At 56.2% G+C, this 23,190-nt stretch carries 22 protein-coding genes; 3 read left to right on the top strand and 19 right to left on the bottom strand.

Annotated elements, in window-relative coordinates:
• Positions 1-149: 149 nt before the first annotated feature.
• From LQK91_RS16715 to cysG, 11 genes are all read right to left on the bottom strand, one after another.
• Positions 150-776 carry a protein-L-isoaspartate(D-aspartate) O-methyltransferase gene (locus LQK91_RS16715; protein WP_003849097.1) on the bottom strand — a complete coding sequence of 209 codons (627 nt, stop codon included), beginning with the start codon at positions 774-776 and terminating at the stop codon, positions 150-152.
• On the bottom strand, positions 770-1,531 hold the full coding sequence (surE, locus tag LQK91_RS16710) for a 5'/3'-nucleotidase SurE (RefSeq protein WP_003849099.1): 762 nt from the start codon (positions 1,529-1,531) through the stop codon (positions 770-772). The genes LQK91_RS16715 and surE overlap by 7 nt, the downstream gene beginning before the upstream one ends.
• Before the next feature lie 191 nt (positions 1,532-1,722).
• The gene (truD, locus tag LQK91_RS16705) at positions 1,723-2,763 is read right to left on the bottom strand and encodes a tRNA pseudouridine(13) synthase TruD (RefSeq protein WP_105099860.1); all 1,041 of its coding nucleotides are present in this window, start codon (positions 2,761-2,763) and stop codon (positions 1,723-1,725) included.
• A complete protein-coding gene (gene ispF / locus LQK91_RS16700) occupies positions 2,760-3,242 on the bottom strand; it encodes a 2-C-methyl-D-erythritol 2,4-cyclodiphosphate synthase (protein WP_008927107.1) in 483 nt (160 codons plus the stop codon). The genes truD and ispF overlap by 4 nt, the downstream gene beginning before the upstream one ends.
• Entirely contained in the window at positions 3,242-3,958 is a 717-nt protein-coding gene (gene ispD / locus LQK91_RS16695; RefSeq protein ID WP_003849105.1) for a 2-C-methyl-D-erythritol 4-phosphate cytidylyltransferase, read from the bottom strand. The genes ispF and ispD overlap by 1 nt, the downstream gene beginning before the upstream one ends.
• Before the next feature lie 3 nt (positions 3,959-3,961).
• A complete protein-coding gene (ftsB, locus tag LQK91_RS16690) occupies positions 3,962-4,279 on the bottom strand; it encodes a cell division protein FtsB (RefSeq protein WP_003849108.1) in 318 nt (105 codons plus the stop codon).
• Between the two features lie 169 nt (positions 4,280-4,448).
• Entirely contained in the window at positions 4,449-4,769 is a 321-nt protein-coding gene (locus LQK91_RS16685; protein ID WP_003849111.1) for a DUF3561 family protein, read from the bottom strand.
• Positions 4,770-4,823: 54 nt separating this feature from the next.
• A complete protein-coding gene (gene cysC / locus LQK91_RS16680; protein WP_004571202.1) occupies positions 4,824-5,429 on the bottom strand; it encodes an adenylyl-sulfate kinase in 606 nt (201 codons plus the stop codon).
• A complete protein-coding gene (cysN, locus tag LQK91_RS16675; protein WP_105099861.1) occupies positions 5,429-6,856 on the bottom strand; it encodes a sulfate adenylyltransferase subunit CysN in 1,428 nt (475 codons plus the stop codon). The genes cysC and cysN overlap by 1 nt, the downstream gene beginning before the upstream one ends.
• A gap of 11 nt (positions 6,857-6,867) precedes the next feature.
• A complete protein-coding gene (cysD, locus tag LQK91_RS16670; RefSeq protein ID WP_004571204.1) occupies positions 6,868-7,776 on the bottom strand; it encodes a sulfate adenylyltransferase subunit CysD in 909 nt (302 codons plus the stop codon).
• A 9-nt stretch (positions 7,777-7,785) separates the two neighbouring features.
• Positions 7,786-9,201, bottom strand: a complete 1,416-nt coding sequence (gene cysG / locus LQK91_RS16665; protein WP_105099862.1) for a siroheme synthase CysG — start codon at positions 9,199-9,201, stop codon at positions 7,786-7,788.
• 366 nt (positions 9,202-9,567) lie between these two features.
• On the opposite strand from cysG, the gene LQK91_RS16660 reads away from it, so the two are divergent.
• Both LQK91_RS16660 and LQK91_RS16655 read left to right on the top strand, forming a co-directional pair.
• Entirely contained in the window at positions 9,568-10,581 is a 1,014-nt protein-coding gene (locus LQK91_RS16660; RefSeq protein WP_039660772.1) for an aminopeptidase, read from the top strand.
• 9 nt (positions 10,582-10,590) lie between these two features.
• On the top strand, positions 10,591-10,875 hold the full coding sequence (locus LQK91_RS16655; protein ID WP_004571208.1) for a YciI family protein: 285 nt from the start codon (positions 10,591-10,593) through the stop codon (positions 10,873-10,875).
• A gap of 60 nt (positions 10,876-10,935) precedes the next feature.
• Here the strand turns inward: LQK91_RS16655 and LQK91_RS16650 are convergent, their stop codons facing one another.
• From LQK91_RS16650 to cysJ, 3 genes are read right to left on the bottom strand one after another with little or no spacing between them, the layout of a single operon-like run.
• Entirely contained in the window at positions 10,936-11,670 is a 735-nt protein-coding gene (locus tag LQK91_RS16650; protein WP_090965720.1) for a phosphoadenylyl-sulfate reductase, read from the bottom strand.
• The gene (cysI, locus tag LQK91_RS16645; protein ID WP_004571210.1) at positions 11,667-13,388 is read right to left on the bottom strand and encodes an assimilatory sulfite reductase (NADPH) hemoprotein subunit; all 1,722 of its coding nucleotides are present in this window, start codon (positions 13,386-13,388) and stop codon (positions 11,667-11,669) included. Before cysI ends, LQK91_RS16650 begins: the two co-directional genes overlap by 4 nt.
• A complete protein-coding gene (gene cysJ, locus LQK91_RS16640; RefSeq protein ID WP_033743630.1) occupies positions 13,388-15,193 on the bottom strand; it encodes an NADPH-dependent assimilatory sulfite reductase flavoprotein subunit in 1,806 nt (601 codons plus the stop codon). Before cysJ ends, cysI begins: the two co-directional genes overlap by 1 nt.
• A 298-nt stretch (positions 15,194-15,491) precedes the next feature.
• On the opposite strand from cysJ, the gene queD reads away from it, so the two are divergent.
• Positions 15,492-15,851 carry a 6-carboxytetrahydropterin synthase QueD gene (gene queD, locus LQK91_RS16635; RefSeq protein ID WP_004571212.1) on the top strand — a complete coding sequence of 120 codons (360 nt, stop codon included), beginning with the start codon at positions 15,492-15,494 and terminating at the stop codon, positions 15,849-15,851.
• A gap of 94 nt (positions 15,852-15,945) precedes the next feature.
• On the opposite strand, the gene queE is transcribed toward queD, so the two are convergent.
• The 5 genes from queE to relA form a co-directional block, all read right to left on the bottom strand.
• Positions 15,946-16,617, bottom strand: a complete 672-nt coding sequence (queE, locus tag LQK91_RS16630) for a 7-carboxy-7-deazaguanine synthase QueE (RefSeq protein WP_008927111.1) — start codon at positions 16,615-16,617, stop codon at positions 15,946-15,948.
• Between the two features lie 149 nt (positions 16,618-16,766).
• Positions 16,767-18,062 (bottom strand): phosphopyruvate hydratase, encoded by a 1,296-nt coding sequence (eno, locus tag LQK91_RS16625; RefSeq protein ID WP_008927112.1) that lies wholly within the window; start codon positions 18,060-18,062, stop codon positions 16,767-16,769.
• Between the two features lie 76 nt (positions 18,063-18,138).
• Positions 18,139-19,776: a glutamine hydrolyzing CTP synthase gene (pyrG, locus tag LQK91_RS16620; RefSeq protein ID WP_003854607.1), complete on the bottom strand. Its 1,638-nt coding sequence runs from the start codon at positions 19,774-19,776 to the stop codon at positions 18,139-18,141.
• Positions 19,777-20,006: 230 nt separating this feature from the next.
• Positions 20,007-20,795 carry a nucleoside triphosphate pyrophosphohydrolase gene (gene mazG / locus LQK91_RS16615; protein WP_105099863.1) on the bottom strand — a complete coding sequence of 263 codons (789 nt, stop codon included), beginning with the start codon at positions 20,793-20,795 and terminating at the stop codon, positions 20,007-20,009.
• 158 nt (positions 20,796-20,953) lie between these two features.
• Positions 20,954-23,185 (bottom strand): GTP diphosphokinase, encoded by a 2,232-nt coding sequence (relA, locus tag LQK91_RS16610; RefSeq protein WP_003854613.1) that lies wholly within the window; start codon positions 23,183-23,185, stop codon positions 20,954-20,956.
• Between the last annotated feature and the right edge of the window lie 5 nt (positions 23,186-23,190).

Genomic DNA, 23,190 nt, shown 5'->3' with positions numbered 1-23,190 from the left:
TGGCAACTCTGATCTATCTGCTTCACTGTACCTGTCAGCAGAATGCTCTGCGTGGCGCGATAATTTCTGCATTTTTGTTGAATAAACTGGATAGTAACAACATCAGGTACGTGGTGCCATGAAACAGTTGTGAAGAAATACGAAGAGCATCAGGCCAGATCGCCCTGCACCAGCGGAACAAAACGCACCGGCTCAATGATCTCCTCGATGACCTCTTCGCCCTGACGACGCAGCCGCTTGAGTACCTGCTGCTCTTCGCCAACCGGCAGCACCATAATGCCGCCTTCTGCCAGTTGTGCTATCAGCGCAATCGGAATTTCCGGAGGTGCGGCAGTGACAATAATGGCGTCGAACGGCCCCCGTGAAGGCCAGCCCTCCCAGCCATCGCCATGACGGGTAGAGACATTGTGCAGATCCAGCTGCTTCAGGCGGCGTTTAGCCTGCCATTGCAGGCCTTTGATGCGTTCCACTGAATAAACATGGTCCACCAGATGGGCAAGAATCGCCGTCTGGTAACCAGAACCTGTGCCAATCTCCAGCACACGCGAATGCGGATTAAGCCCGAGCAGCGCGGTCATCCGCGCGACCATGTAAGGCTGTGATATCGTCTGACCGGAGCCGATAGGTAAGGCAACATTGTCCCAGGCTTTATGCTCAAACGCCTCGTCGATAAAGCGTTCACGCGGCACCTCGCTAATGGCTTTCAGCAGGTTTTCATCATCAATGCCCTGCTGACGCAGTTGTGACAGCAATGTCTCAATACGCCGATTCACCATGCCAGGTTCACCTCAGCTTTTGCCAGCCAGTCGCTGAGCACGTTCTGCGCGCTGTGCGCCGTTAAATCAACATGCAGCGCGGTGACAGAAACGTAGCCCTGATCAACGGCAGCGAAATCTGTATCCGGGCCTGCATCGAGTTTTTCGCCCGGTGGACCTATCCAGTAGAGGGTATTGCCGCGTGGATCCTGTTGCGCGATCACCTGATCAGCCGGATGGCGACTGCCACAGCGCGTCACGCGGATACCTTTCAGCTCGGAGAGTGGCAGATCGGGGACATTGATATTGAGAATGCGGCCAGTGCGCAGGGGTTCATGCGTCAGCGCCCGGAGAAGCGCGCAGGTCACTGCCGCTGCGGTCGCGTAGTGCTGATGGCCATTGAGCGACACAGCGATTGCAGGCAGGCCAAGATGCCGCCCTTCCATCGCTGCTGCCACCGTACCGGAATAGATCACATCATCGCCCAGATTGGGACCGGCATTAATGCCTGACACCACAATGTCAGGGCGTGGCTGCATCAGCGCATTCACCCCCAGATATACGCAATCGGTCGGCGTTCCCATCTGAACCGCGATATCGCCGTTTTCATGGGTAAAGGTACGCAGAGGTGTTTCCAGCGTTAATGAGTTAGAGGCACCGCTTCGGTTACGATCGGGGGCAACAACCTGCACGTCAGCAATCTGCCGCAGGGCTTTCGCCAGAGTCTGAATACCCGGTGCATGAATGCCGTCATCGTTGCTGAGCAATATCCGCATTTCGTTCTGACCTTTTTTTATTCGACTGGTCGCCGTGACTGAACCTGTTTTAACGGCATGGCAACAGGTGAGGAATGGACAGCGATTTTTGCATTCTAACGAGGCGCGCAAGGAAGTGGTAGGCGTAAATCACACAGCGGTGGGGGTTTGCCGCAACATTACCCACACTGCGGGTAATGTTGCAGCGAAGATTACTCATCAATCTGATCGAGCGAGTCTGCGGAGGTCAGCAGCTCCCGGACCACGCTGGTCGCAAAGCTCCCCGCGGGCAGCCAGAATGTCAGTTCCAGCGTGACGTCATCCCACCAGCGCCACTGCATATCCCGTGGCACCACCAGCATGGCGCGGCGGGCTGCATCGACCTTCTCACGTTCAATGAGGCTCAGCAGCGGCGTATCATTAGCCAGCGTCTGCTGTTCAAACGCCAGCGCATCAGCCTGCGTGCCAGCGTCCCCGCGTCCCGTCAGCGGCGCGGTAATCCGCAGCTCATGGTGATCAACCCGCCGTTGTGAGTCGGCCAGTTCTTCAGGCTGTGCCACAAACCAGCTGCCTCGACCGGTCAGCTGCAATGCATCGCCGTTGAGCACCTGAGTCAGACTGCCCTGCTGCTGCAGACGTGCACTGGTCACCTGATTAAACAGCGCACTGCGCGCGGCAGAGAGCATCAGGCTGCGCTTGTTGCGGTCACGGACAATGATCTCATTGCGCGCCCACTTTTCTGCCATCACCAGGTTATTGCCGCCGCGCCCAAAACGCTGCTCACCAAAATAGTTGGGCGCGCCCGCATCGCGGATCTGCGTCAGACGCGTTTCAACCGCATCACAATCGCTGATCTGACGGATGACCAGCCGGAACGCATTCCCCGCCAGTGCGCCGATGCGCAGCTTACGCTTGTGGCGTACCGCCTGCAAAATCTCAACCCCTTCCAGCGTAAAACCGCGCAGGTCGGGCATCGCATTACCCGGCAGGCGAAAACAGAGGGTCTGTTCCGTCACCGCATGGCGATCTTTCATTCCGGCATAACTCATGTCGCGCGGATGAATACCCAGGTACTTAGCCAGCGCTTCTGCCACAAAACGGGTATTCGCACCTGTTTTACGGATCCGCACCAACAGATGCTCACCTTCACCATCCGCGCCATAGCCGAGATCTTCAACTACCACGAAATCTTCGGGACTGGCTTTGATCACGCCAGAGGCCACAGGTGTGCCGTGCAGGTAATTCAGACTCATTGGCTGTCAGCTTTCAGGACTAACGCGACCGCTTCACAGGCAATGCCTTCACCGCGCCCGGTAAAGCCGAGTTTCTCAGTGGTGGTCGCTTTGACGTTGACCGCATCCATATGGCAGCCCAGATCTTCTGCGATGTTGATGCGCATCTGTGGCACATGCGGCAGCATTTTCGGTGCCTGAGCAATAATTGTGACGTCGACATTACCGATGCGATAGCCTTTGGCTTCGATACGACGCCAGGCCTCACGCAGCAGGCCGCGGCTGTCCGCCCCTTTAAAGGCCGGATCGGTGTCGGGGAATAACTTGCCGATATCGCCCATCGCCACAGCGCCCAGCAGCGCATCAGTCAGCGCATGCAGCGCCACATCGCCATCCGAATGGGCGATAAAACCGTGTTCAAATGGGATCCGCACACCGCCAATCACTAACGGACCCTCTCCGCCAAAGGCGTGAACGTCAAAACCGTGACCGATACGCATCATGCGCTCTCCTTTAATTGAATCTGACTCAGATAAAAAGCCGCCAGCGCCAGATCTTCTGGCCGGGTGACTTTGATGTTATCACTGCGTCCGCTGACCAGCAGCGGATGATAGCCGCAATACTCCAGCGCCGATGCTTCATCGGTGATGGTTGCGCCTTCTGTCAGCGCCCGCGTCAGGCAGGCAGTGAGCAGCGCATGCGGGAAAAATTGCGGCGTTAAGGCGTGCCAGAGATCGTCGCGTTCCACGGTATGGGCCACTGCGGCTTTGCCCGGCTCGCCCCGTTTCATGGTGTCGCGCACTGGCGCAGCCAGAATTCCGCCCACGTGGCTCTGTTCACGCACGTTAAGCAGTTTCTGAAGATCGTCGGGATGCAGACAGGGACGCGCAGCATCATGGACCAGCACCCAGGCCGAACCCTGTGCGGCCTGTAATCCGGCCAGCACCGATTCAGCGCGGGTCTCGCCGCCTGTGACCCTGAGCACACGCGGATCGCGTGCCAGCGGCAATGAAGCGAAGTGCTGGTCATCGGGACTGAGGGCGACAATCACCTGTCTGATGGCGGGATGGGAAAACAGACGTGCAATGCTGTGTTCCAGAAGGGTGTGCTGACCAATCGTCAGATACTGCTTCGGACAGGTTGCCTGCATGCGGCTGCCGATTCCGGCAGCGGGCACCACGGCAATCACATCCGCAAGGGAGGCCAGAGTGTTCATGTTTTATCGTTGTAGGTTTTGCGCTGATTGTTGCGCGTTACGTTTGTTCTGGTCAGGCACCAGACGATAGAAGGTCTCACCGGGCTTAATCATGCCCAGTTCATTGCGTGCACGCTCCTCGATCGCTTCCGAGCCGCCATTGAGATCGTCAATTTCGGCAAACAGCTGATCGTTTCGCGATTTAAGTTTGGCATTGTTTGCCTGTTGTACCGCGACATCATCATTGACGCGCGTATAGTCATGGATGCCATTTTTCCCCAGCCACAATGAATATTGCAGCCAGCCAAGCAGCACCAATAACAGTAACGTCAGTTTTCCCATCCCGCCCCCTAAAAACGGCCCAATCATCCCATAACTTTGCACAGGACTCCACACCAGCAGCGAAAATGGCGCGCTTTGCTGCGCCTCTGCGCAATCAGTACCGATTCTGACGGGAAAAGTTTTGTAACCTGCCGATGCGTTTGCACATCAGCACGGACGCCGTTAAGGCTTACCAGCCGGAAAGAAAGGAGAACATTAACCAGAAGAGAGTCACCACCATAATGACTGTAGCGAGGGCGGCCCAAATCCAGTGTCCGCTCAGCAGCGTATTCAGTGCGATGCCCGTGACCACGGCAACCGGCAGCAGCGCCAGAAAGAATGGCCAGGTATAGAGAAAGAAGAACAGCGTGTTAGAGCCGAACAGCAGGAAAGGAAGCGCCAGCGCACACCAGTAAGCGAGTAAGCCGATAACACCGCCCGGCAGCAATGAGCGTGGCTCATCCTGGGAGGAGTCATCTTTACGAGCGAGCATGGGTGTGATGTTCTGCATAGGCATCCTGTTGTTGCGAGGGCGGCAAACCCGAAGCGATTTGCCGCTGTCTCTTCAGGATCTGATGATATCGCGGTCGCGCAGCACGTCTAACAATTGGGCGGCCAGTTTTGTAACCAATTGTTCGCCATCCAGCTGGATTTCCGGGCTGTCGGGCGCTTCATAGACGCTGTCAATACCGGTGAAATTACGCAGTTCACCGGCACGTGCTTTGCGGTATAACCCTTTCGGATCGCGTGCTTCACACACCGCCAGCGGCGTATCGACAAACACTTCGATAAACTGACCCGGCTCCAGCAGGTCGCGCACCATCTGGCGCTCGGCGCGATGCGGTGAAATAAAGGCAGTGAGCACCACGAGCCCGGCATCCACCATCAGTTTCGCCACTTCGCCGACCCGGCGGATATTCTCTTTGCGGTCATCGTCGCTGAAGCCGAGGTCACGACAGAGGCCGTGACGCACATTGTCACCATCCAGCAGATAGGTACTGACGCCAATACGGTGCAGCGCCTGCTCCAGCGCGCCTGCGACTGTGGATTTCCCCGAGCCCGAAAGCCCGGTGAACCACAGCACCACGCCCTGATGGCCATGCTGCTGTTCGCGTGAAGCACGAGTTACCGGATGATCATGCCACACCACGTTATCATCGTGCTGAGCCATTATTGACCGCCCAGCAGGTCGCGCGCGTTCCAGTGTGGGAAGTGACGGCGCACCAGTGCATTCAGTTCCAGCTCAAACGCGCTGAACTCGCCGGTATTAACCGGAGCGTCATGGTTTGGCTGATGGATCATGCCGGCACCCACGGTCACGTTGGTCAGTCGATCGATAAAGATCATGCCGCCGGTCACCGGATTCTGCTGATAGCTGTCGAGCACCATCGGTTCGTCAAAGGTTAATTCAATGCGACCAATACCGTTTAGCGGCAGCGCATCGACCTGACGTGTCTCCAGCGAGTTAATCTCCACCTGATGCAGGACTTTCTCTACCCGTCCACGGGTTTTCTTACCGGCGATTTTCAGATCATAGCTCTGACCGGCCTGCAGAGGCTGTTCTGCCATCCAGACCACGTCAACGCTGGCAGACTGAACCGCAGCCAGCGTTTCGCTGGCATCAACCAGCAGATCGCCACGACTGATATCAATCTCATCCTGCAGCACCAGGGTGATCGCTTCACCTGCGCCCGCTTCCTGCAGATCGCCATCAAAGGTCACTATGCGGGCAATAGTCGACTCTACGCCAGACGGCAGCACTTTAACGCGCTGGCCCACCTGCACGCTGCCTGACGCCAGGGTACCGGCATAGCCACGGAAATCCAGGTTAGGACGGTTAACATACTGCACCGGGAAACGCATCGGCTGGTGATCCACCACGCGGTTCAGTTTCACTGTTTCCAGGACATCCAGCAGCGTCGGGCCGCTGTACCATGGCATGGTCTGACTGGCGGATGCCACGTTATCCCCCTCCAGCGCCGACATCGGCACAAAGCGGATATCGAGGTCATCCGGTAACTGGCCTGCAAAGTCCAGGTAATCCTGTTTGATCTGCTCGTAGCGCGCCTGATCGTACTCAACCAGATCCATCTTATTAATCGCCACCACCAGATGTTTGATCCCCAGCAGCGTCGAAATAAAGCTGTGACGGCGGGTCTGATCCAGCACGCCTTTACGGGCATCGATCAGCAGAATCGCCAGGTCACAGGTTGATGCACCGGTCGCCATATTGCGGGTGTACTGCTCATGGCCCGGCGTATCGGCGATGATAAATTTACGCTTTTCAGTCGAGAAATAGCGGTAGGCCACATCAATGGTAATGCCCTGCTCACGCTCAGCCTGCAGACCATCCACCAGCAGCGCCAGATCGAGTTTCTCGCCCTGGGTGCCGTGACGTTTGCTGTCATTATGCAGCGATGAAAGCTGATCTTCATAGATCTGACGGGTGTCATGTAGCAGACGCCCAATCAGGGTACTTTTTCCGTCGTCAACGCTGCCGCAGGTCAGAAAACGCAGCAGGCTCTTATGCTGTTGCGCGGTCAGCCAGGCTTCAACGCCGCCCTGGTCGGCAATCTGTTGTGCAATTACGGTATTCATCTGGCGTCTCCTTAGAAATAACCCTGACGTTTTTTCAGTTCCATCGAACCGGACTGATCGCGGTCGATCATGCGGCCCTGACGCTCACTGGTTGTAGAGACCAGCATCTCTTCGATGATCTCAGGCAGCGTCTGCGCGTCGGACTCTACCGCGCCGGTCAGCGGCCAGCAGCCGAGCGTGCGGAAGCGAACCATCCGTTGGGTGATCTCTTCACCCGGCTGCAGGTTGATGCGATCGTCATCGATCATCATCAGCATGCCATCACGCTCCAGCACCGGACGCGGCGCGGCGAGGTAGAGCGGCACGATCTCGATGTTTTCCAGGAAGATGTACTGCCAGATATCCAGTTCAGTCCAGTTCGACAGCGGGAAGACGCGGATGCTCTCGCCCTTGTTGATCTGGCCGTTGTAGTTGTGCCACAGCTCAGGACGCTGGTTTTTCGGGTCCCAGCGATGGAAGCGGTCGCGGAAAGAGTAGATACGCTCTTTGGCGCGAGACTTCTCTTCATCACGACGTGCGCCGCCAAAGGCCGCATCAAAACCATATTTATTCAGCGCCTGCTTCAGCCCTTCGGTTTTCATGATGTCAGTGTGTTTGGCACTGCCGTGGACAAACGGGTTAATCCCCATCGCCACGCCTTCCGGGTTGCGGTGAACCAGCAACTCTGCGCCCATCGCTTTCACGGTGCGGTCGCGAAACTCGTACATTTCACGGAATTTCCAGCCGGTATCCACATGCAGCAACGGGAACGGCAGCGTGCCAGGATAAAAGGCTTTACGCGCCAGATGCAGCATTACCGAGGAGTCTTTACCGATGGAGTACATCATCACCGGATTGCTGAACTCGGCCGCGACTTCGCGAATGATGTGGATACTCTCCGCCTCCAGCTGACGCAGATGAGTGAGTCGTTTTTGGTCCATGATTTTCCCTCAAGCCAGATTGACAACGGCGGACTCGCGAGCCCCCTGCTGTGCCGAATGTTTAAACCAGGCGAGTTGCCCGTGCAGATTAACCACCTCTCCGATCACCAGTAGCGCCGGAGTAGGTGCCGAGGCGGCCAGCGCCTCAAGTTGTTCTAAGGTGCCGGTCAGCACCTGTTGATCCTGACGGGTGCCGCGACTGATCACCGCCACCGGCGTTGATGGCGCGCGACCATGCTGAATCAGCGCCGCGCTGATGGCAGCTGCTTTAACCGTTCCCATGTAGATCGCCAGCGTCTGACGCGCACGCGCCAGTGATGGCCAGTCAATGTCATCCCCATCGGGACGGCAGTGACCCGTAATAAACATTACGCTCTGCGCGTAATCGCGGTGGGTCAGCGGAATCCCGGCATAGGCCGTCGCACCGGCAGCCGCGGTGACGCCCGGCACCACCTGGAACGGAATGCCCGCCTGCTGAGCCGCCTGCAGCTCTTCGCCGCCACGGCCAAAGATAAAGGGATCGCCGCCCTTGAGGCGGACGACGCGCTTGCCTTTCAGCGCCAGTGAAACCAGCAACTGATTAATCTCTTCCTGCGGCAACGTGTGCGCGCTGGCTCGTTTGCCGACGCAGATGCGGTCGGCATCGCGGCGCACCAGGTCCAGCACCTCTTCACTGACCAGATGGTCGTAAAGCACCACATCCGCTAACTGCATCACCTGCAGGCCGCGCAGCGTCAGTAGGCCGCTGTCGCCCGGTCCGGCACCCACCAGGAAAATCTCGCCCTGACGGGTTGGCTCTTCCTGCAGTTCACGGTCCAGGGTACGTTTCGCCTCTTCGACGTTACCGGCTGACATCTCACTGGCGAACCGGCCATCGAAAGCGCGTTCCCAGAAGCGTCGACGGTCAGACATGCGGCTGAAGCGTGCTTTAACTTTATCGCGCCAGAGCCCGGCTACCTCAGCCATCTGGCCGAGACTGGCAGGCAACAGCGTTTCGATTTTTTCGCGCAGCATACGTGCCAGCACCGGTGCGGTGCCGCTGGAGGAGATCGCCACCACCAGAGGTGAGCGGTCAACAATCGAGGGGAAGATAAAGGTGCATTTTGGCTGGTCATCAACCACGTTAACCAGCTTCTGCCGCGCGTTTGCAGCTTCAAAGACCTGGGTGTTGAGATGGTTGTCGTCGGTCGCGGCGATCACCAGGAAAACCCCATCCAGCTGGGCCGGGTCAAATTCAGTCGCCAGCCACTCCAGCTCCTGCTTTTCCAGCAGTGCCTGCAGTTCAGGGCAGAGTTCACGCGAGGCGATCAGAACGCGCGCACGCGCACGGCGCAGTAGTTCAATTTTTCGCGCCGCAATATCTCCACCGCCGACAACCAGAACCGGGCGGCCAGAGAGATCGGCAAAAAGAGGCAAATAGTCCACGTTAACCCTGATGTTTTAACTTTGTATTAACGCGACTATACGTCGCCGGGTTTATGCAGTTGAAATTACGAATTGGAATGAGTAGTTACCGAATGGAATAAAGACTTCGCAAAGCACAGAACAATTTGGTCTTAGCGGATGAAATATAATGGCTTTTTCGTGAACAGGTTCACAGATTCGCCTCTGTGCCTGTAACTGTAAAAGCAGATAAGTGCCAGCAATAAACACGCGTTACCCCATTATGTTAAGGCAGCAACTTATTCCGTTAACCAGGTCGCAGAACAAAGAGGGTATAATACGCGCGGCATGACTGACTCAGGTCCGCATGTTGAATGCCTATCGAATAATGAAAAAAAAGGACGCATTATGTTTTGTTACCTCCGCCTGAGGGTAGCGACAGTTTTGTTTAGCGCACTCATTTCCCCGCTGGTTTTAGCCACGCCGACAGGTCAGTTTGCCGAACAGCAGGTCCGGCACATCGCCACTTATTTTCCTGGCCGCATGAGCGGCAGTCCGGCTGAATTGATGGCCACGGACTATCTGCAGCAACAATTTACCGCGCTGGGTTATAAAACCGATACCCGCCAGTTCAACACGGGCTACAAATGGCAGGAAGATGACGGCACGCAGCGCTGGCATAAACTGACGGCAACCTCCGTCATTGCTGCGCGCGCAGGCAGCGTGCCACAGGAGATTCTGATCGTGGCGCACCTGGATACCTGGACGCCGCAAAACAGCAACCAGGTCCATCACAATCTGGGCGGCTTACGCCTGCAGGGTGTTGATGACAATGCGTCAGGTCTTGGCGTGATGCTGGAACTGGCGCAGCAACTGAGTCGCAAACCGCTTCACTATGGCATTCGCTTTGTGGCGCTGAGCGCCGGAGAAGCGGATCTGCACGGCCTGGATGATTATGTTGAGCGAATGAGCACCCGTGAGAAGAAGAACACGCTGCTGGTCATCAATCTGAATAGCCTGATCACTGGCGATCATCTCTATTTCAACAGCGGCATGAACACGCCCCGGGCGGTGCGCAAACAGACCAGCGATCGCGCCCTGCTACTGGCGCGTCAGCAAGGCATTCCCGCTGCCAGTCATCAGCTGAATCGCAAGGACTTCAATGGCCTCAATGCCTTTGACAAGGCAGGCTTTCCGCTGCTGAATGTTACTGCCAGTAACTGGTCGCTGGGTAACAAAGATGGCGCACTACAGCGTCATCGTAGCCCGCACTTTCCTGATGGCGTGACCCGTCATCAGACTGACCTGGATAATCTGAACTATCTCGACCGCTGGCTGCCGGGCCAGATAGCCCTGCGCACCCGTGACAGTGTCCGCGTGCTGCTGCCGCTGATCAGCGAACTGACCAATCCCAAAGTGTGAGGATCTGACATGTATGTGGTCTTTCTGAATTACATTCGTCCGATAGAAGAGGTTGAGGCGCTGCTGGCAGGCCATATTGAATGGCTTGACCGCTATTTTGAGGCAGGCAGTTTTATTGCCGCAGGACGTAAAGATCCACGCACAGGTGGCATGCTGCTGGTCAGGGAGATGGCGCGTGAAGCGCTGGATGCGATCTTAGCGGAAGATCCGTTTGTGGCGGTGGCAGAGTATGAGGTGACGAAAGTGAATGTGACCCGTGCAGCGGAGGCGTTTGCCGGATTAAAAGGCGTTTAACTTTCCGCCTGACCGTCAAGAAGCACTTCTCTCCCTGATTTCAGGGAGAGAAGCTCGGTATTACCCTTCGTGCAGACCACACTCGCGCTTGAGACCGAAGAAGCGTGTCTCTTCTTCTGCCATACCCGGCTCCCACTTGCGGGTGGTGTGGGTATCGCCCACCGAAAGATAGCCTTCATCCCACAGCGGATGGTACTTAAGCTTGTGCTGCTCCAGGTACTGATGAATCTGGCGGTTATCCCAGTCGATAATCGGCAGCAGCTTAAAGACGCCACGCTGTACACCCAGCACCGGCAGATTCGCCCGGCTGCCTGACTGGTCGCGGCGGAGGCCAGCAAACCAGGTCTGCGCGCCCAGGGATTCGATGGCGCGGTTCATCGGCTCGACTTTGTTAATCTCGTTATATTTCTCAATCCCCTCGACGCCCTGCTCCCACAGTTTGCCGTAACGCGCTTCCTGCCAGGCCGGTGAGGTCTCGGCGCGAAACACTTTGAGGTTGAGATTGAGCTGGTCCGCCAGCTCATCAATAAAACGATAGGTCTCCGGGAACAGATAGCCGGTGTCGGTCAGGATCACCGGAATATCGGGCTGCTGGCGCGTCACCAGGTGCAGCGACACCGCGGCCTGAATACCGAAACTGGAGGAGAGCACATAAGCACCCGGCAGATTCTCCAGCGCCCAGCTGACCCGCTCTTCCGCTGAAGACTTCTCCAGCTGCGCATTGGTCGCGGCCAGCGCCATGGCACGCTGGACTTTGGACATCTCATTCAGTGCTGCGAGGTCGGGCTGACTCATTTTGCTTCCTCCCAAAAATCGCGTGCCGGGTCCAGCACCGGCGCAACAATGCCCGCGCGGATGGTGAAGTCACCAAAGCCTTCTGCGGCCTGGCGCTCGGTGGCCCAGCGTCCCACCAGCTCATCAATCGTGGCGAGAATTTCGCTTTCGTTAATGTTTTCACGGTACATACGGGGAATACGCGTTCCGCTGCGGTTTCCGCCCAGATGCAGGTTGTAGCGGCCTGGCGCTTTACCCACCAGACCCAGCTCAGCCAGCATGGCACGGCCGCAACCGTTCGGACAACCGGTAACGCGTAACACTATGTGCTCATCGCCGACGCCATGCGCGTGCATGATGCCTTCTACTTTGGTCACAAACGCTGGCAGGAAACGTTCGGCTTCTGCCATCGCCAGCGGACAGGTCGGGAACGCGACGCAGGCCATCGAGTTTTCGCGCTGAGGCGTAACCTGATCCATCAGACCATGCTCACGGGCGATCGCTTCGATCTGCGCTTTCTCACTTTCCGGCACGCCTGCCACAATCAGATTCTGGTTAGCGGTCAGACGGAAATCACCCTGATGAATTTTCGCAATTTCAGCGATGCCGCTTTTCAGCGGTCGGCCCGGATAATCGAGCAGACGGCCATTTTCAATAAACAGCGTCAGGTGCCATTTGTTGTCGATGCCTTTGATCCAGCCAATACGATCGCCACGGGTGGTGAACTCATACGGACGAATCGGCTCAAACGTCACACCAGCACGTTTTTCAACTTCCGCTTTAAACGTCTCGACGCCAACGCGTTCCAGGGTGTATTTGGTTTTGGCGTTTTTACGATCGGTACGGTTGCCCCAGTCGCGCTGAGTCGTCACAACCGCCTCGGCCACATCAAGGATCTTCTCTACCGGGAAGTACCCAAACTCGCTGGCGGTGCGCGCGTAAGTCGCTTTGTTACCGTGCTCGATCGACAGGCCGCCGCCCACCAGCAGGTTGAAGCCCACCAGCTTGCCATTCTCAGCGACCGCAACAAAGTTCAGATCGTTGGCGTGCAGATCCACATCGTTGTGCGGCGGAATCACGACTGTGGTTTTGAATTTACGCGGCAGATAGGTTTCACCGAGAATCGGCTCTTCATCAGTGGTTGCGACTTTTTCTTTATCCCACCAGATCTCTGCATAGGCACGGGTGCGCGGCAGCAGATGCTCAGAGAGCTTCTTCGCCCACTCATAGGCTTCCTGATGCAGCTCAGACTCTACCGGGTTCGAGGTACAGAGCACGTTACGGTTTACGTCGTTGGCGGTCGCCAGCGCATCCAGTCCCACTTCATGCAGCATCTGATGCGTTGGCTTGACGTTCTTCTTCAGAATGCCGTGAAACTGGAAGGTCTGACGGTTGGTCAGACGGATGCTGCCGTAAATGGTTTTATCGGTAGCAAATTTGTCGATAGCCAGCCACTGGGTCGGCGTAATGATGCCGCCTGGCAGTCGGCAGCGCAGCATCATTGCGTGACGCGGCTCCAGCTTCTGCTCGGCACGTTCGGCGCGAATGTCGCGGTCATCCTGCTGGTACATGCCGTGAAAGCGGATCAGCAGGAAGTTGTCGCCGGTGAAACCGCCGGTCAGACCTTCTTCCAGATCTTCTTTGATGGTGCCGCGCAGATAGTTGCTCTGCTTCTTCAGACGCTCAGCGTCTGTTAATTTGCCTTCGACAACCAGCGGTCCAGGGTGTTTATCGCTCATTAGTAAACGTCTCGCTGATAACGGCGCTCAATGCGCAGCTCACTTAAAAATTCGTCGGCCGTTTCACGATCCATTCCGCCGTGTTCGACCACCACATCCAGCAGTGCCTGCTCGACGTCTTTTGCCATACGGTTCGCATCGCCACAGACATAAAGATGCGCGCCCTCTTCAATCCAGCGCCAGACTTCGGCCCCTTTCGCACGGATCTTATCCTGTACGTAAATCTTCTCTGCCTGATCGCGTGACCAGGCGAGGTCGATATTCGTCAGCAGGCCATCCTTCACATATTTCTGCCACTCCACCTGGTAGAGGAAATCGTCGGTGAAGTGCGGATTACCAAAGAATAGCCAGTTTTTACCGCTGGCACCGTCGTTGTCGCGTTGCTGCATAAAGGCGCGGAACGGCGCGATGCCGGTGCCCGGACCAATCATGATCACAGGCGCGTCCGGATTAGCCGGCAGGCGGAAATTGTCGTTGTGTTCGATGAAGACCCGGACCTCGCCCTCTTCTTCGATGCGATCGGCCAGCCAGGTCGAAGCCCCGCCGCCGCGCTGGCGACCTTCAATATCAAAGCGCACTGCACCTACGGTAATGTGAACTTCGGACTCGGTTTCGGCCTGTGAGGAGGCAATAGAGTAGAGTCGCGGCGTCAGCGGTCGCAGCAGGCCGGTCAGCTGTTCTGCGGTGAGTTCAGCCGGGGCCAGACGCACCATATCCACAATCGGATAGTGCTGCGCATACTGCTGCAGCCTGGCTTTATCATCCACCAGTGACAGCAGCTCGGCGTTGCGGGACAGCTGGGCGTACTGCGCCACGATCTGCGCAGTATTCACCGTCAGCTCGAAATGTTTCTGCAGCGCCTCCGCCAGCGGCAGGGTTTTGCCCTGAACCTCTACTGACTCATCGCCTTTCAGCCAGACCAGCTCCAGCAGCTCGCTGACCAGCGCCGCGTCATTTTCATACCAGACGCCCAGCGCATCGCCAGGCTGGTAGCGGAGACCCGAGTCGCCCAGATCGATTTCGATATGGCGCACATCTTTGTCTGAGTCACGTCCGGTGATTTTCTGATTTACCGCCAGACTGGCGCTGAGCGGAGACTCTTTGCTGTAGGGACTGGTGGTGACTTCGTTGACGCTGCCTGCCGCTGTCGCCGCAGCCTGCGCCGGGGATTCGGTCGGCACGCGCTTTTTCAGAATTTCCGTCAGCGCACTGCGCCAGGCGGAAGCCTGCTCAGCATACTCAACATCCGCATCGACGCGATCCAGCAGACGCTCGCCACCCAGCTCTGCCAGACGGTTGTCAAAATCTTTGCCCGCCTGACTGAAAAATTCGTACGAGGTGTCGCCCAGGCCAAACACCGCAAAGGCTGCACCGGCCATTTTCGGTGCCTTTTTCGACATCAGGAATTTATGCAGTGCCACCGCCTCTTCCGGCGGCTCACCTTCGCCCTGGGTGGAGGTCACCACGACCAGCATTTTTTCCTGGCCAATCTGTTTGAACTTGTAATCACCGGCGTTCACCAGGTTTACGTTGAGCTTCGCGGCCAGCAGGTCATCACGCAACTGCTCAGCCAGACGACGGGCATTGCCAGTCTGGGAGGCAGAAAGCAGCGTAATGGCGGGCACGTCTACCGGAGCGGGTGTACTGCCTGCGACGGCGCTACCTGGCGTCTGTTCTACCCGACCCCAGAAATAGCCGGACAGCCACGCCAGTTGAGTCGGGGAATAATCTGTCGTCGCCGCCTGTAAGCGGGCGAGTTGTTCCGGTGAGAGCGGAAGCATAGAACCAGGTGCCTGAGTCGTCATCGCGTTAAAAATTCCAGTATCAGAAGTCCGGACCGTAAATGGCGGAAGAGTGCGTAGGTTACCGGTCTGTATATTAACGATTAAATACACCTTCGACATATCAAATAACCAAAATGACTAAAGGGTTTTCCAGGTAGGCATAATCGTTAAAAGTGGTAAGCAAAGCGGTGATATATCAGTTGATTAGCTGGTTACCGGGAATTAACGCCGCGGGAAACGTATCGGTTTGTGCGGTGCGGGTGCGAAAAAAGCGGTAATCAGGTAGAATTCAGCGGTTTTTTAATGTCTGAGAACCACTATGTCTACCACCTTGTTTAAAGAGTTCCAGTTCGAAGCCGCGCACCATCTACCGAATGTGCCGGCCGGACACAAATGTGGCCGTCTGCACGGTCATTCGTTCCTGGTTCGTCTGGAGATTACCGGCGAAGTGGATGCGCATACCGGCTGGGTTATGGATTTTGCTGAACTGAAGGCGGCGTTTAAGCCCCTCTATAATCGGCTGGATCACTACTATCTGAATGATATTCCTGGCCTGGAAAATCCCACCAGCGAAGTGCTGGCAAAATGGATCTGGGATCAGATGAAGCCAGAACTGCCGCTGTTAAGCGCGGTGATGATCAAAGAAACCTGCACTGCAGGCTGCGTTTACCGCGGCTAAGCCTGTCGGATCGAACCCTTCGATCCGACGCTATTTCCTCTCCGTCCCGCCCTTCACGCTCGTTTCCCCGCGATTAACCACGCAATACGCGTAATCAGGCAATATTCAGGTACTTATGGGTTTGCATCGACAGACGCCAGTTACGTGCAATGCAGGTCTCGATGCAGAGTCGGGTGGCATCATCTTTGCGGCTGATCGGCTGTAACGCGATGATCCGGGCTTTAGTGTCGTCTATTCCTGCCAGCAGCAGATCCAGCGCGTCCACATCACGCTCGCGCGCCACCGGATGCTTGATTTCATCGGCCCGGCTCAGCGCCTGAGGCAGCACATCATAACCGCCGCGCATGTTGACTTTCGGGGAGACGGTCACCCAGGTCTGTTCGGAACAGTGAATCTCGTGCGTTCCGCTGGTCTCAATCTGACATTGAAAACCGTGCTGTTCCAGCGCAGTCGTTAACGGACGCAGATCGTAAATCGCCGGTTCGCCGCCGGTAATCACCACGTGCCGGGCCGTCCAGCCCTGCTGTGCAATGGCATTCACCAGTGTCGCCGCGTCGGCATCACCCCACGCATCGCTTTCCACTGTCTTGATCAAAATATCGCCCAGCGACGTTTCCCGATCTGTCCGCTTTTCCCAGGTGTGTTTGGTATCGCACCAGCTACAGCCCACCGGGCATCCCTGTAAGCGAATGAAAATGGCAGGCACGCCGGTGTAATAACCTTCGCCCTGCAGTGTCTGGAACATTTCGTTAATCGGGTAGAACATTTTTTACTCGCCTGGAGAAATCGGGGCGCTGATTATGCCAGCGTGTGCCGCACAACAACAGCTGCGCGACACGAAAAAGCAAAAGCCCCGCACAAGGCGGGGCTTTCAGAATATGCGATGCCGCTTAACGCGACATCAGCACAGGGTCATTACTGACCTTTAACTTCTTTCAGACCGTTGAATGGCGCTTTAGAACCCAGCGCTTCTTCGATGCGGATCAGCTGGTTGTACTTAGCAACACGGTCAGAACGGCTCATTGAACCGGTTTTGATCTGGCCCGCTGCAGTACCTACCGCCAGGTCAGCGATGGTGGCATCTTCGGTTTCGCCTGAACGGTGAGAGATCACGGCAGTGTAGCCCGCGTCTTTCGCCATTTTGATCGCAGCCAGGGTTTCGGTCAGAGAACCGATCTGGTTGAATTTGATCAGAATGGAGTTAGCGATACCTTTATCGATACCTTCTTTCAGGATTTTGGTGTTGGTGACGAACAGATCATCGCCCACCAGCTGGATTTTGTCGCCCAGCACTTTAGTCTGGTAAGCGAAGCCGTCCCAGTCAGATTCGTCCAGGCCATCTTCGATAGAAACGATCGGATACTGTTTAGTCAGATCTTCCAGGAAGTGGGTGAACTCTTCAGAGGTAAACGCTTTACCGCCTTCACCGGCCAGAACATATTTGCCATCTTTGTAGAACTCAGATGCTGCACAGTCCATTGCCAGGGTGATGTCTTTACCCAGCTCGTAGCCTGCTGCTTTTACCGCTTCAGCGATAACGGCCAGGGCTTCAGCGTTAGAACCCAGGTTAGGCGCGTAGCCACCTTCGTCACCCACTGCAGTGCTCATGCCTTTGCTTTTCAGCACTTTTGCCAGGTTGTGGAAAACTTCAGAACCCATACGGATGGCTTCTTTCAGGTTTGCTGCACCAACCGGCTGAATCATGAACTCCTGGATGTCGACGTTGTTGTCGGCATGCTCGCCGCCGTTGATGATGTTCATCATTGGCAGTGGCATAGAGTATTTGCCTGGGGTGCCGTTCAGTTCAGCGATGTGCTCATACAGCGGCTGACCTTTAGAGGCTGCAGCAGCTTTAGCCGCTGCCAGTGAAACGGCCAGAATGGCGTTAGCACCGAAGTTAGATTTGTTCTCAGTACCGTCCAGGTCGATCATGATCTTATCGATGTTCGCCTGATCTTTCGCGTCTTTGCCTTTTACCGCTTCAGCAATCGGACCGTTTACTGCAGCAACGGCTTTGGTTACGCCTTTGCCCAGGAAACGTGATTTGTCACCGTCACGCAGTTCCAGCGCTTCGCGTGAACCGGTAGAGGCACCTGATGGCGCAGCGGCCAGGCCAACGAAACCGCCTTCCAGATGCACTTCAGCTTCAACAGTCGGGTTACCACGTGAGTCGATAATTTCGCGACCGATGACTTTTACGATTTTGGACATTACGATTTTCCTCAGTACAAGTTAGTCAATCCTAAGACAGGCAACGCGCGAAAAGTTCGCGCGCTGCCTGTGAAACTTACTTTGCTAAACGCTTCTGATGCTCATGCGCGGCTTTAACAAAGCCGGCAAACAACGGATGGCCGTCGCGTGGGGTCGAGGTAAACTCAGGGTGGAACTGGCAAGCCACAAACCACGGATGGTTCGGGAGTTCGATAATCTCAACCAGTTGATCATCACCCGAGCGACCTGCTACGCGCAGACCGGCTGCTTCAATCTGCTTTAACAGCATATTGTTCACTTCATAGCGGTGGCGATGGCGCTCAACGATGGTGTCAGAGCCGTAGAGCTGGCGAACCTGACTGCCCGGTGTTAACTGACACTGCTGGCTGCCCAGACGCATGGTGCCGCCCAGATCGCTCTGCTCGCTGCGGACTTCGACGTTGCCATCTTCGTCACGCCATTCGGTGATTAATGCCACCACCGGATATTTACAGTCTGGCACAAATTCAGTGGAGTTGGCGCCAGGCATGCCAGCGACATTGCGGGCAAACTCCATCAGCGCGACCTGCATACCCAGGCAGATGCCGAGGTAAGGCACGTTGTTTTCACGTGCGTATTGCGCGGTCATCAGCTTGCCTTCCACGCCACGGTAACCGAAGCCACCTGGAATCAGAATCGCATCCAAATCTTTCAGTAATTCGACACCACGTGACTCAACATCCTGCGAATCGATCAGTTTGATGTTCACAGTGACGCGATTTTTCAGGCCGCCATGTTTCAGCGCTTCGATGACTGACTTGTAGGCATCCGGCAGCTCAACATACTTGCCCACCATACCGATGGTGACTTCACCACCCGGATTGGCTTCTTCGTAAATCACCTGCTCCCACTCAGCCAGGTTGGCTTCCGGTGCATTCAGGTTGAAGCGCTTACAGATATAGTCATCCAGGCCCTGCGACTTCAGCATGCCAGGAATCTTGTAGATGGAATCAACGTCTTTCAGCGAAATAACCGCTTTTTCAGGGACGTTACAGAACAGGGCGATTTTGGCACGTTCATTGGCCGGTACGGCACGGTCAGAACGGCAAATCAGCACATCTGGCTGGATACCAATCGACAGCAGCTCTTTTACAGAGTGCTGAGTCGGTTTCGTTTTCACTTCACCCGCCGCCGCCATATAAGGCACCAGCGTCAGGTGCATATACATCGTGTGTTCGCGGCCCACATCCACGGCCATCTGGCGAATCGCTTCCAGGAACGGCAGTGATTCGATATCTCCTACCGTGCCGCCGATTTCAACCAGCACCACATCATGACCTTCACCGCCTTCAATGATGCGTTCTTTGATGGCGTTGGTGATGTGCGGGATAACCTGAATAGTTGCGCCCAGATAGTCGCCACGGCGCTCTTTGCGCAGGACTTCTGAGTAGATACGGCCAGTGGTGAAGTTGTTACGACGCGACATTTTGGTGCGGATGAAGCGTTCGTAGTGACCCAAATCCAGATCGGTTTCAGCGCCGTCATCAGTGACGAAAACTTCACCGTGCTGTGTCGGGCTCATGGTGCCTGGATCCACGTTAATATACGGGTCCAGCTTCATGATGGTCACGTTCAGACCACGCGCTTCGAGAATGGCTGCGAGGGAGGCTGCGGCAATGCCTTTACCCAGAGAGGAAACGACCCCGCCGGTCACAAAAATATAATTCGTTGTCATGCTGAACCTGAGAGTTTAGGTTTAAAGACGGTGGAATAACCAGGACGGGAAAACAGTATACTGGAAACCGCTATCAGCCACAATTGATGAATCACAGCCATCCTCCAACGCATTGCTGCGTCTTAACATAGCGGATAGCTGCCGATGAAATGTTGATGTGCGTCACAAAGTTGCCGCCGCGCTGAATCGAGTAAGCGTAAACGGCGATTTTATGCACAGCGGTGGAATAATCAGCGCTTCTCGTCCTGTTTCACCTGCTGCCAGGCAGCCTCCATTTGCTCCAGTGTGGCGCCCGGCATGCTGAGACCTTGTGCATTGATAATCGCTTCCACTTCACGGAACCGGCGCTCAAACTTGTCATTCGCCTTTTGCAGTGCGGTTTCGGCTTTGCTGCCAAGATGGCGTGACAAATTAACCGTGGCAAACAGCAGGTCGCCAATCTCCTCTTCCAGCTTCTCGCCATCCACCACGCTCTGCTGCGCCTCGTGCATCACTTCATCAATCTCTTCGTGCACTTTCGCCACCACCGGTCCCAGCGTAGTCCAGTCGAAGCCGACGTTGTGACAGCGCTTCTGAATCTTGTGGGCGCGCATCAATGCGGGCAGCGCTTTGGGGATATCATCCAGCGCGGAATGCTGGGCTTTGTCCGCACGCTCGGCAGTTTTAATCGCTTCCCAGTTTTTCAGCACGTCGCTGCTGGTTTCTGCTGTGGCATCGCCAAAAATATGCGGATGACGTCGCTCCAGCTTGTCGCTAATCGCGTGACAGATATCCTCGAAATTGAAGCGTTCCTGTTCGCTGGCCATCTGCGCATAGAACACCACCTGAAACAGCAGATCGCCCAGTTCGCCGCGCAGGTCGTCAAAATCTTCGCGCTGAATGGCGTCCAGCACTTCGTAAGTCTCTTCCAGGGTATAGGGCGCAATAGTGGCAAAGGTCTGTTCACGATCCCATGGGCAACCATGCTGTGGATCGCGCAGCGTTTTCATTATGCCAAGCAGGCGCTCAATAGCGTTCATTCAGGCGGTTCCTTGATGAGTCAGGTGATGGGCAACGATCAGAGAAGCAAGGCGTGCAATCCGGCCGGATGTGGTGAACAGCATCCGGCCGGGTTTCAGGGTGCAGAAAACGCCCGCGCAACCTCTTGTTGCCGGTTGCTTCAGAGCCTGACTGAATATCAGTGCAGGCGGCGGGCGTCAATGATATCAGAGACCTGGTTCAGTCGCGCCAGGACACGTCCCAGAACCTGGTGGTTGTAGATCTCAATATCCATATCGATAGTCGCCAGCTGCTTTTTGGTGTCGCTGCGGCTTGAGACGCCCAGTACATTCACTTTCTCGTTGGCGAGAATGGTGGTGATGTCGCGCAGTAAGCCGCTGCGATCGTTGGCGGTGACGCGCACCACCAGCGAGTAACCGCTGGAGTAGCTTTCGCCCCATACCGCATCGACGATACGTTCCGGCGCGTGCGACGTGAGTTCAGCCAGCTGGTCGCAGTCGGCGCGGTGAATGGAGATACCGCGCCCCTGGGTGATGAAGCCGACAATGTCATCTCCCGGAATCGGCTGGCAGCAGCGGGCGATGTGGTGCATCAGATTGCCTACGCCCTCCACGACTACGCGACCACTCTCTTTGCGCGCAGGCTGAGAGTAGGCTTTCTGAGTCAGCTGGCGCAGCGCTTCACGATCTTCCTCTTCAGCACTCGGCTTGTTCAGCTTCGCCTGCAGGAAGTTAACCATCTGATTCAGACGAATATCGCCGCCGCCAATCGCCGCCAGCAACTCTTCAAGCGAGGTCACGTTATAGCGCGGCAGCAGCAGTTTTTCCGCTTCGCGCAGGCTGATATCGAGCTGATTCAGTTCGTTATCCAAAATCTGCCGTCCGGCGATAATGTTCTTGTCGCGATCCTGCTTGCGGAACCAGTTGTGGATCTTCGATCGTCCACGGCTGGTGGTAATGTAGCCCAGGTTCGGGTTGAGCCAGTCACGGCTCGGGTTCGGCTGTTTCTGGGTAATCACTTCAACCTGGTCGCCCATCTGCAGCTGGTAGGTGAACGGCACGATGCGGCCACCAATTTTTGCGCCGATGCAGCGGTGACCGATGTCACTGTGAATGTGGTAGGCGAAGTCGAGCGGTGTCGAACCTGCGGGCAGATCCACGACGTCGCCTTTTGGCGTAAAGACGTAGACCCGGTCATCAAACACCTGGCTACGGACTTCTTCCAGCAACTCGCCGGAGTCAGCCATCTCTTCCTGCCAGCTGATCAGCTTACGCAGCCAGGCAATGCGCTCTTCGTGACCCGCTGCGCCACGCGCGCTGCTGGAGGTGGGGCCCTCTTTGTATTTCCAGTGTGCCGCAACGCCCAGTTCGGCATCTTCGTGCATCTGTCGGGTACGGATCTGGATCTCCACCGTTTTGCCCTGCGGCCCAAGCACGACGGTATGAATCGACTGGTAGCCGTTGGGCTTGGGGTTGGCCACGTAGTCATCGAACTCGCTGGGCAGATGGCGATAAAGCGTATGTACCGTACCCAGTGCGCCGTAGCAATCCTGCAGGCGGTCGGCGACGATACGCACCGCACGCACATCAAACAGCTCATCAAAGGCCAGCGACTTTTTCTGCATCTTGCGCCAGATGCTGTAGATATGTTTCGGACGACCATAAACTTCGGCGCGCACGCCCTCTTTCGCCATCTCTTTGCGCAGGTTGCTGACAAAATTGTCGATGTACTGCTCACGATCAATTCGCCGCTCATGCAGTAGTTTGGCAATGCGCTTGTATTCGTCGGGATGGAGATAGCGGAAGCAATAATCTTCCAGCTCCCATTTGAGCTGACCGATGCCCAGACGGTTGGCCAGAGGTGCATAAATGTTGGTGCTCTCTTTGGCCGCCAGCACCCGCTCATCTTCCGGCGCATCTTTCATTTCGCGCAGGTTCATGATGCGTTCGGCCAGCTTCAGCACTACGCAGCGGAAATCTTCCACCATTGCCAGCAGCATGCGGCGGACATTATCCACCTGTTCAGAGGCCATGGAGTCGTTGTGAATCGCTTTCAGCTGGCGAATGGCGTCCATGTCACGCACGCCGTGCACCAGCGAGACAATGCCTTTACCGACGGCGGTTTCCAGCTCTTCTTCACTGACCACTTCATCGTTAGCCAGCGGGAAAATCAGTGCTGCACACAGGCTTTCAATATCCATGCTGAGCATTGAGAGGATTTCCACCATCTCGATACCGCGCCACAGAAGCAGCGACTGATCGGGATGGCCCTGCGTCTGCGCTTCGCAGTAGCGCCAGGTCTCGGCAACGCGTTGACATGATTGCGGGTTGGCAATACCGAGACTGGCGATCCACTGGTCGAGGGCGAAATCTCCCTCGGTATTTAAATGCGCACTTCTGACCGCAACCATAACCT

The organism is Pantoea sp. MHSD4, assembly GCF_021043305.1.
Lineage (GTDB): Bacteria > Pseudomonadota > Gammaproteobacteria > Enterobacterales > Enterobacteriaceae > Pantoea > Pantoea eucalypti.
The sequence above is the reverse complement of the archived record's forward strand: the minus strand, read 5'-3'. Positions and strand labels throughout refer to the sequence as shown.

What these genes read in the sequence shown, in the direction of transcription:
- LQK91_RS16715 (WP_003849097.1), bottom strand. Translation starts at nt 776, where the DNA reads ATGGTGAATCGGCGTATTGAGACATTGCTGTCACAACTGCGTCAGCAG.
- surE (WP_003849099.1), bottom strand. Translation starts at nt 1,531, where the DNA reads ATGCGGATATTGCTCAGCAACGATGACGGCATTCATGCACCGGGTATT.
- truD (WP_105099860.1), bottom strand. Translation starts at nt 2,763, where the DNA reads ATGAGTCTGAATTACCTGCACGGCACACCTGTGGCCTCTGGCGTGATC.
- ispF (WP_008927107.1), bottom strand. Translation starts at nt 3,242, where the DNA reads ATGCGTATCGGTCACGGTTTTGACGTTCACGCCTTTGGCGGAGAGGGT.
- ispD (WP_003849105.1), bottom strand. Translation starts at nt 3,958, where the DNA reads ATGAACACTCTGGCCTCCCTTGCGGATGTGATTGCCGTGGTGCCCGCT.
- ftsB (WP_003849108.1), bottom strand. Translation starts at nt 4,279, where the DNA reads ATGGGAAAACTGACGTTACTGTTATTGGTGCTGCTTGGCTGGCTGCAA.
- LQK91_RS16685 (WP_003849111.1), bottom strand. Translation starts at nt 4,769, where the DNA reads ATGCAGAACATCACACCCATGCTCGCTCGTAAAGATGACTCCTCCCAG.
- cysC (WP_004571202.1), bottom strand. Translation starts at nt 5,429, where the DNA reads ATGGCTCAGCACGATGATAACGTGGTGTGGCATGATCATCCGGTAACT.
- cysN (WP_105099861.1), bottom strand. Translation starts at nt 6,856, where the DNA reads ATGAATACCGTAATTGCACAACAGATTGCCGACCAGGGCGGCGTTGAA.
- cysD (WP_004571204.1), bottom strand. Translation starts at nt 7,776, where the DNA reads ATGGACCAAAAACGACTCACTCATCTGCGTCAGCTGGAGGCGGAGAGT.
- LQK91_RS16660 (WP_039660772.1), top strand. Translation starts at nt 9,568, where the DNA reads ATGTTTTGTTACCTCCGCCTGAGGGTAGCGACAGTTTTGTTTAGCGCA.
- LQK91_RS16655 (WP_004571208.1), top strand. Translation starts at nt 10,591, where the DNA reads ATGTATGTGGTCTTTCTGAATTACATTCGTCCGATAGAAGAGGTTGAG.
- LQK91_RS16650 (WP_090965720.1), bottom strand. Translation starts at nt 11,670, where the DNA reads ATGAGTCAGCCCGACCTCGCAGCACTGAATGAGATGTCCAAAGTCCAG.
- cysI (WP_004571210.1), bottom strand. Translation starts at nt 13,388, where the DNA reads ATGAGCGATAAACACCCTGGACCGCTGGTTGTCGAAGGCAAATTAACA.
- cysJ (WP_033743630.1), bottom strand. Translation starts at nt 15,193, where the DNA reads ATGACGACTCAGGCACCTGGTTCTATGCTTCCGCTCTCACCGGAACAA.
- queD (WP_004571212.1), top strand. Translation starts at nt 15,492, where the DNA reads ATGTCTACCACCTTGTTTAAAGAGTTCCAGTTCGAAGCCGCGCACCAT.
- queE (WP_008927111.1), bottom strand. Translation starts at nt 16,617, where the DNA reads ATGTTCTACCCGATTAACGAAATGTTCCAGACACTGCAGGGCGAAGGT.
- eno (WP_008927112.1), bottom strand. Translation starts at nt 18,062, where the DNA reads ATGTCCAAAATCGTAAAAGTCATCGGTCGCGAAATTATCGACTCACGT.
- pyrG (WP_003854607.1), bottom strand. Translation starts at nt 19,776, where the DNA reads ATGACAACGAATTATATTTTTGTGACCGGCGGGGTCGTTTCCTCTCTG.
- mazG (WP_105099863.1), bottom strand. Translation starts at nt 20,795, where the DNA reads ATGAACGCTATTGAGCGCCTGCTTGGCATAATGAAAACGCTGCGCGAT.
- relA (WP_003854613.1), bottom strand. Translation starts at nt 23,185, where the DNA reads ATGGTTGCGGTCAGAAGTGCGCATTTAAATACCGAGGGAGATTTCGCC.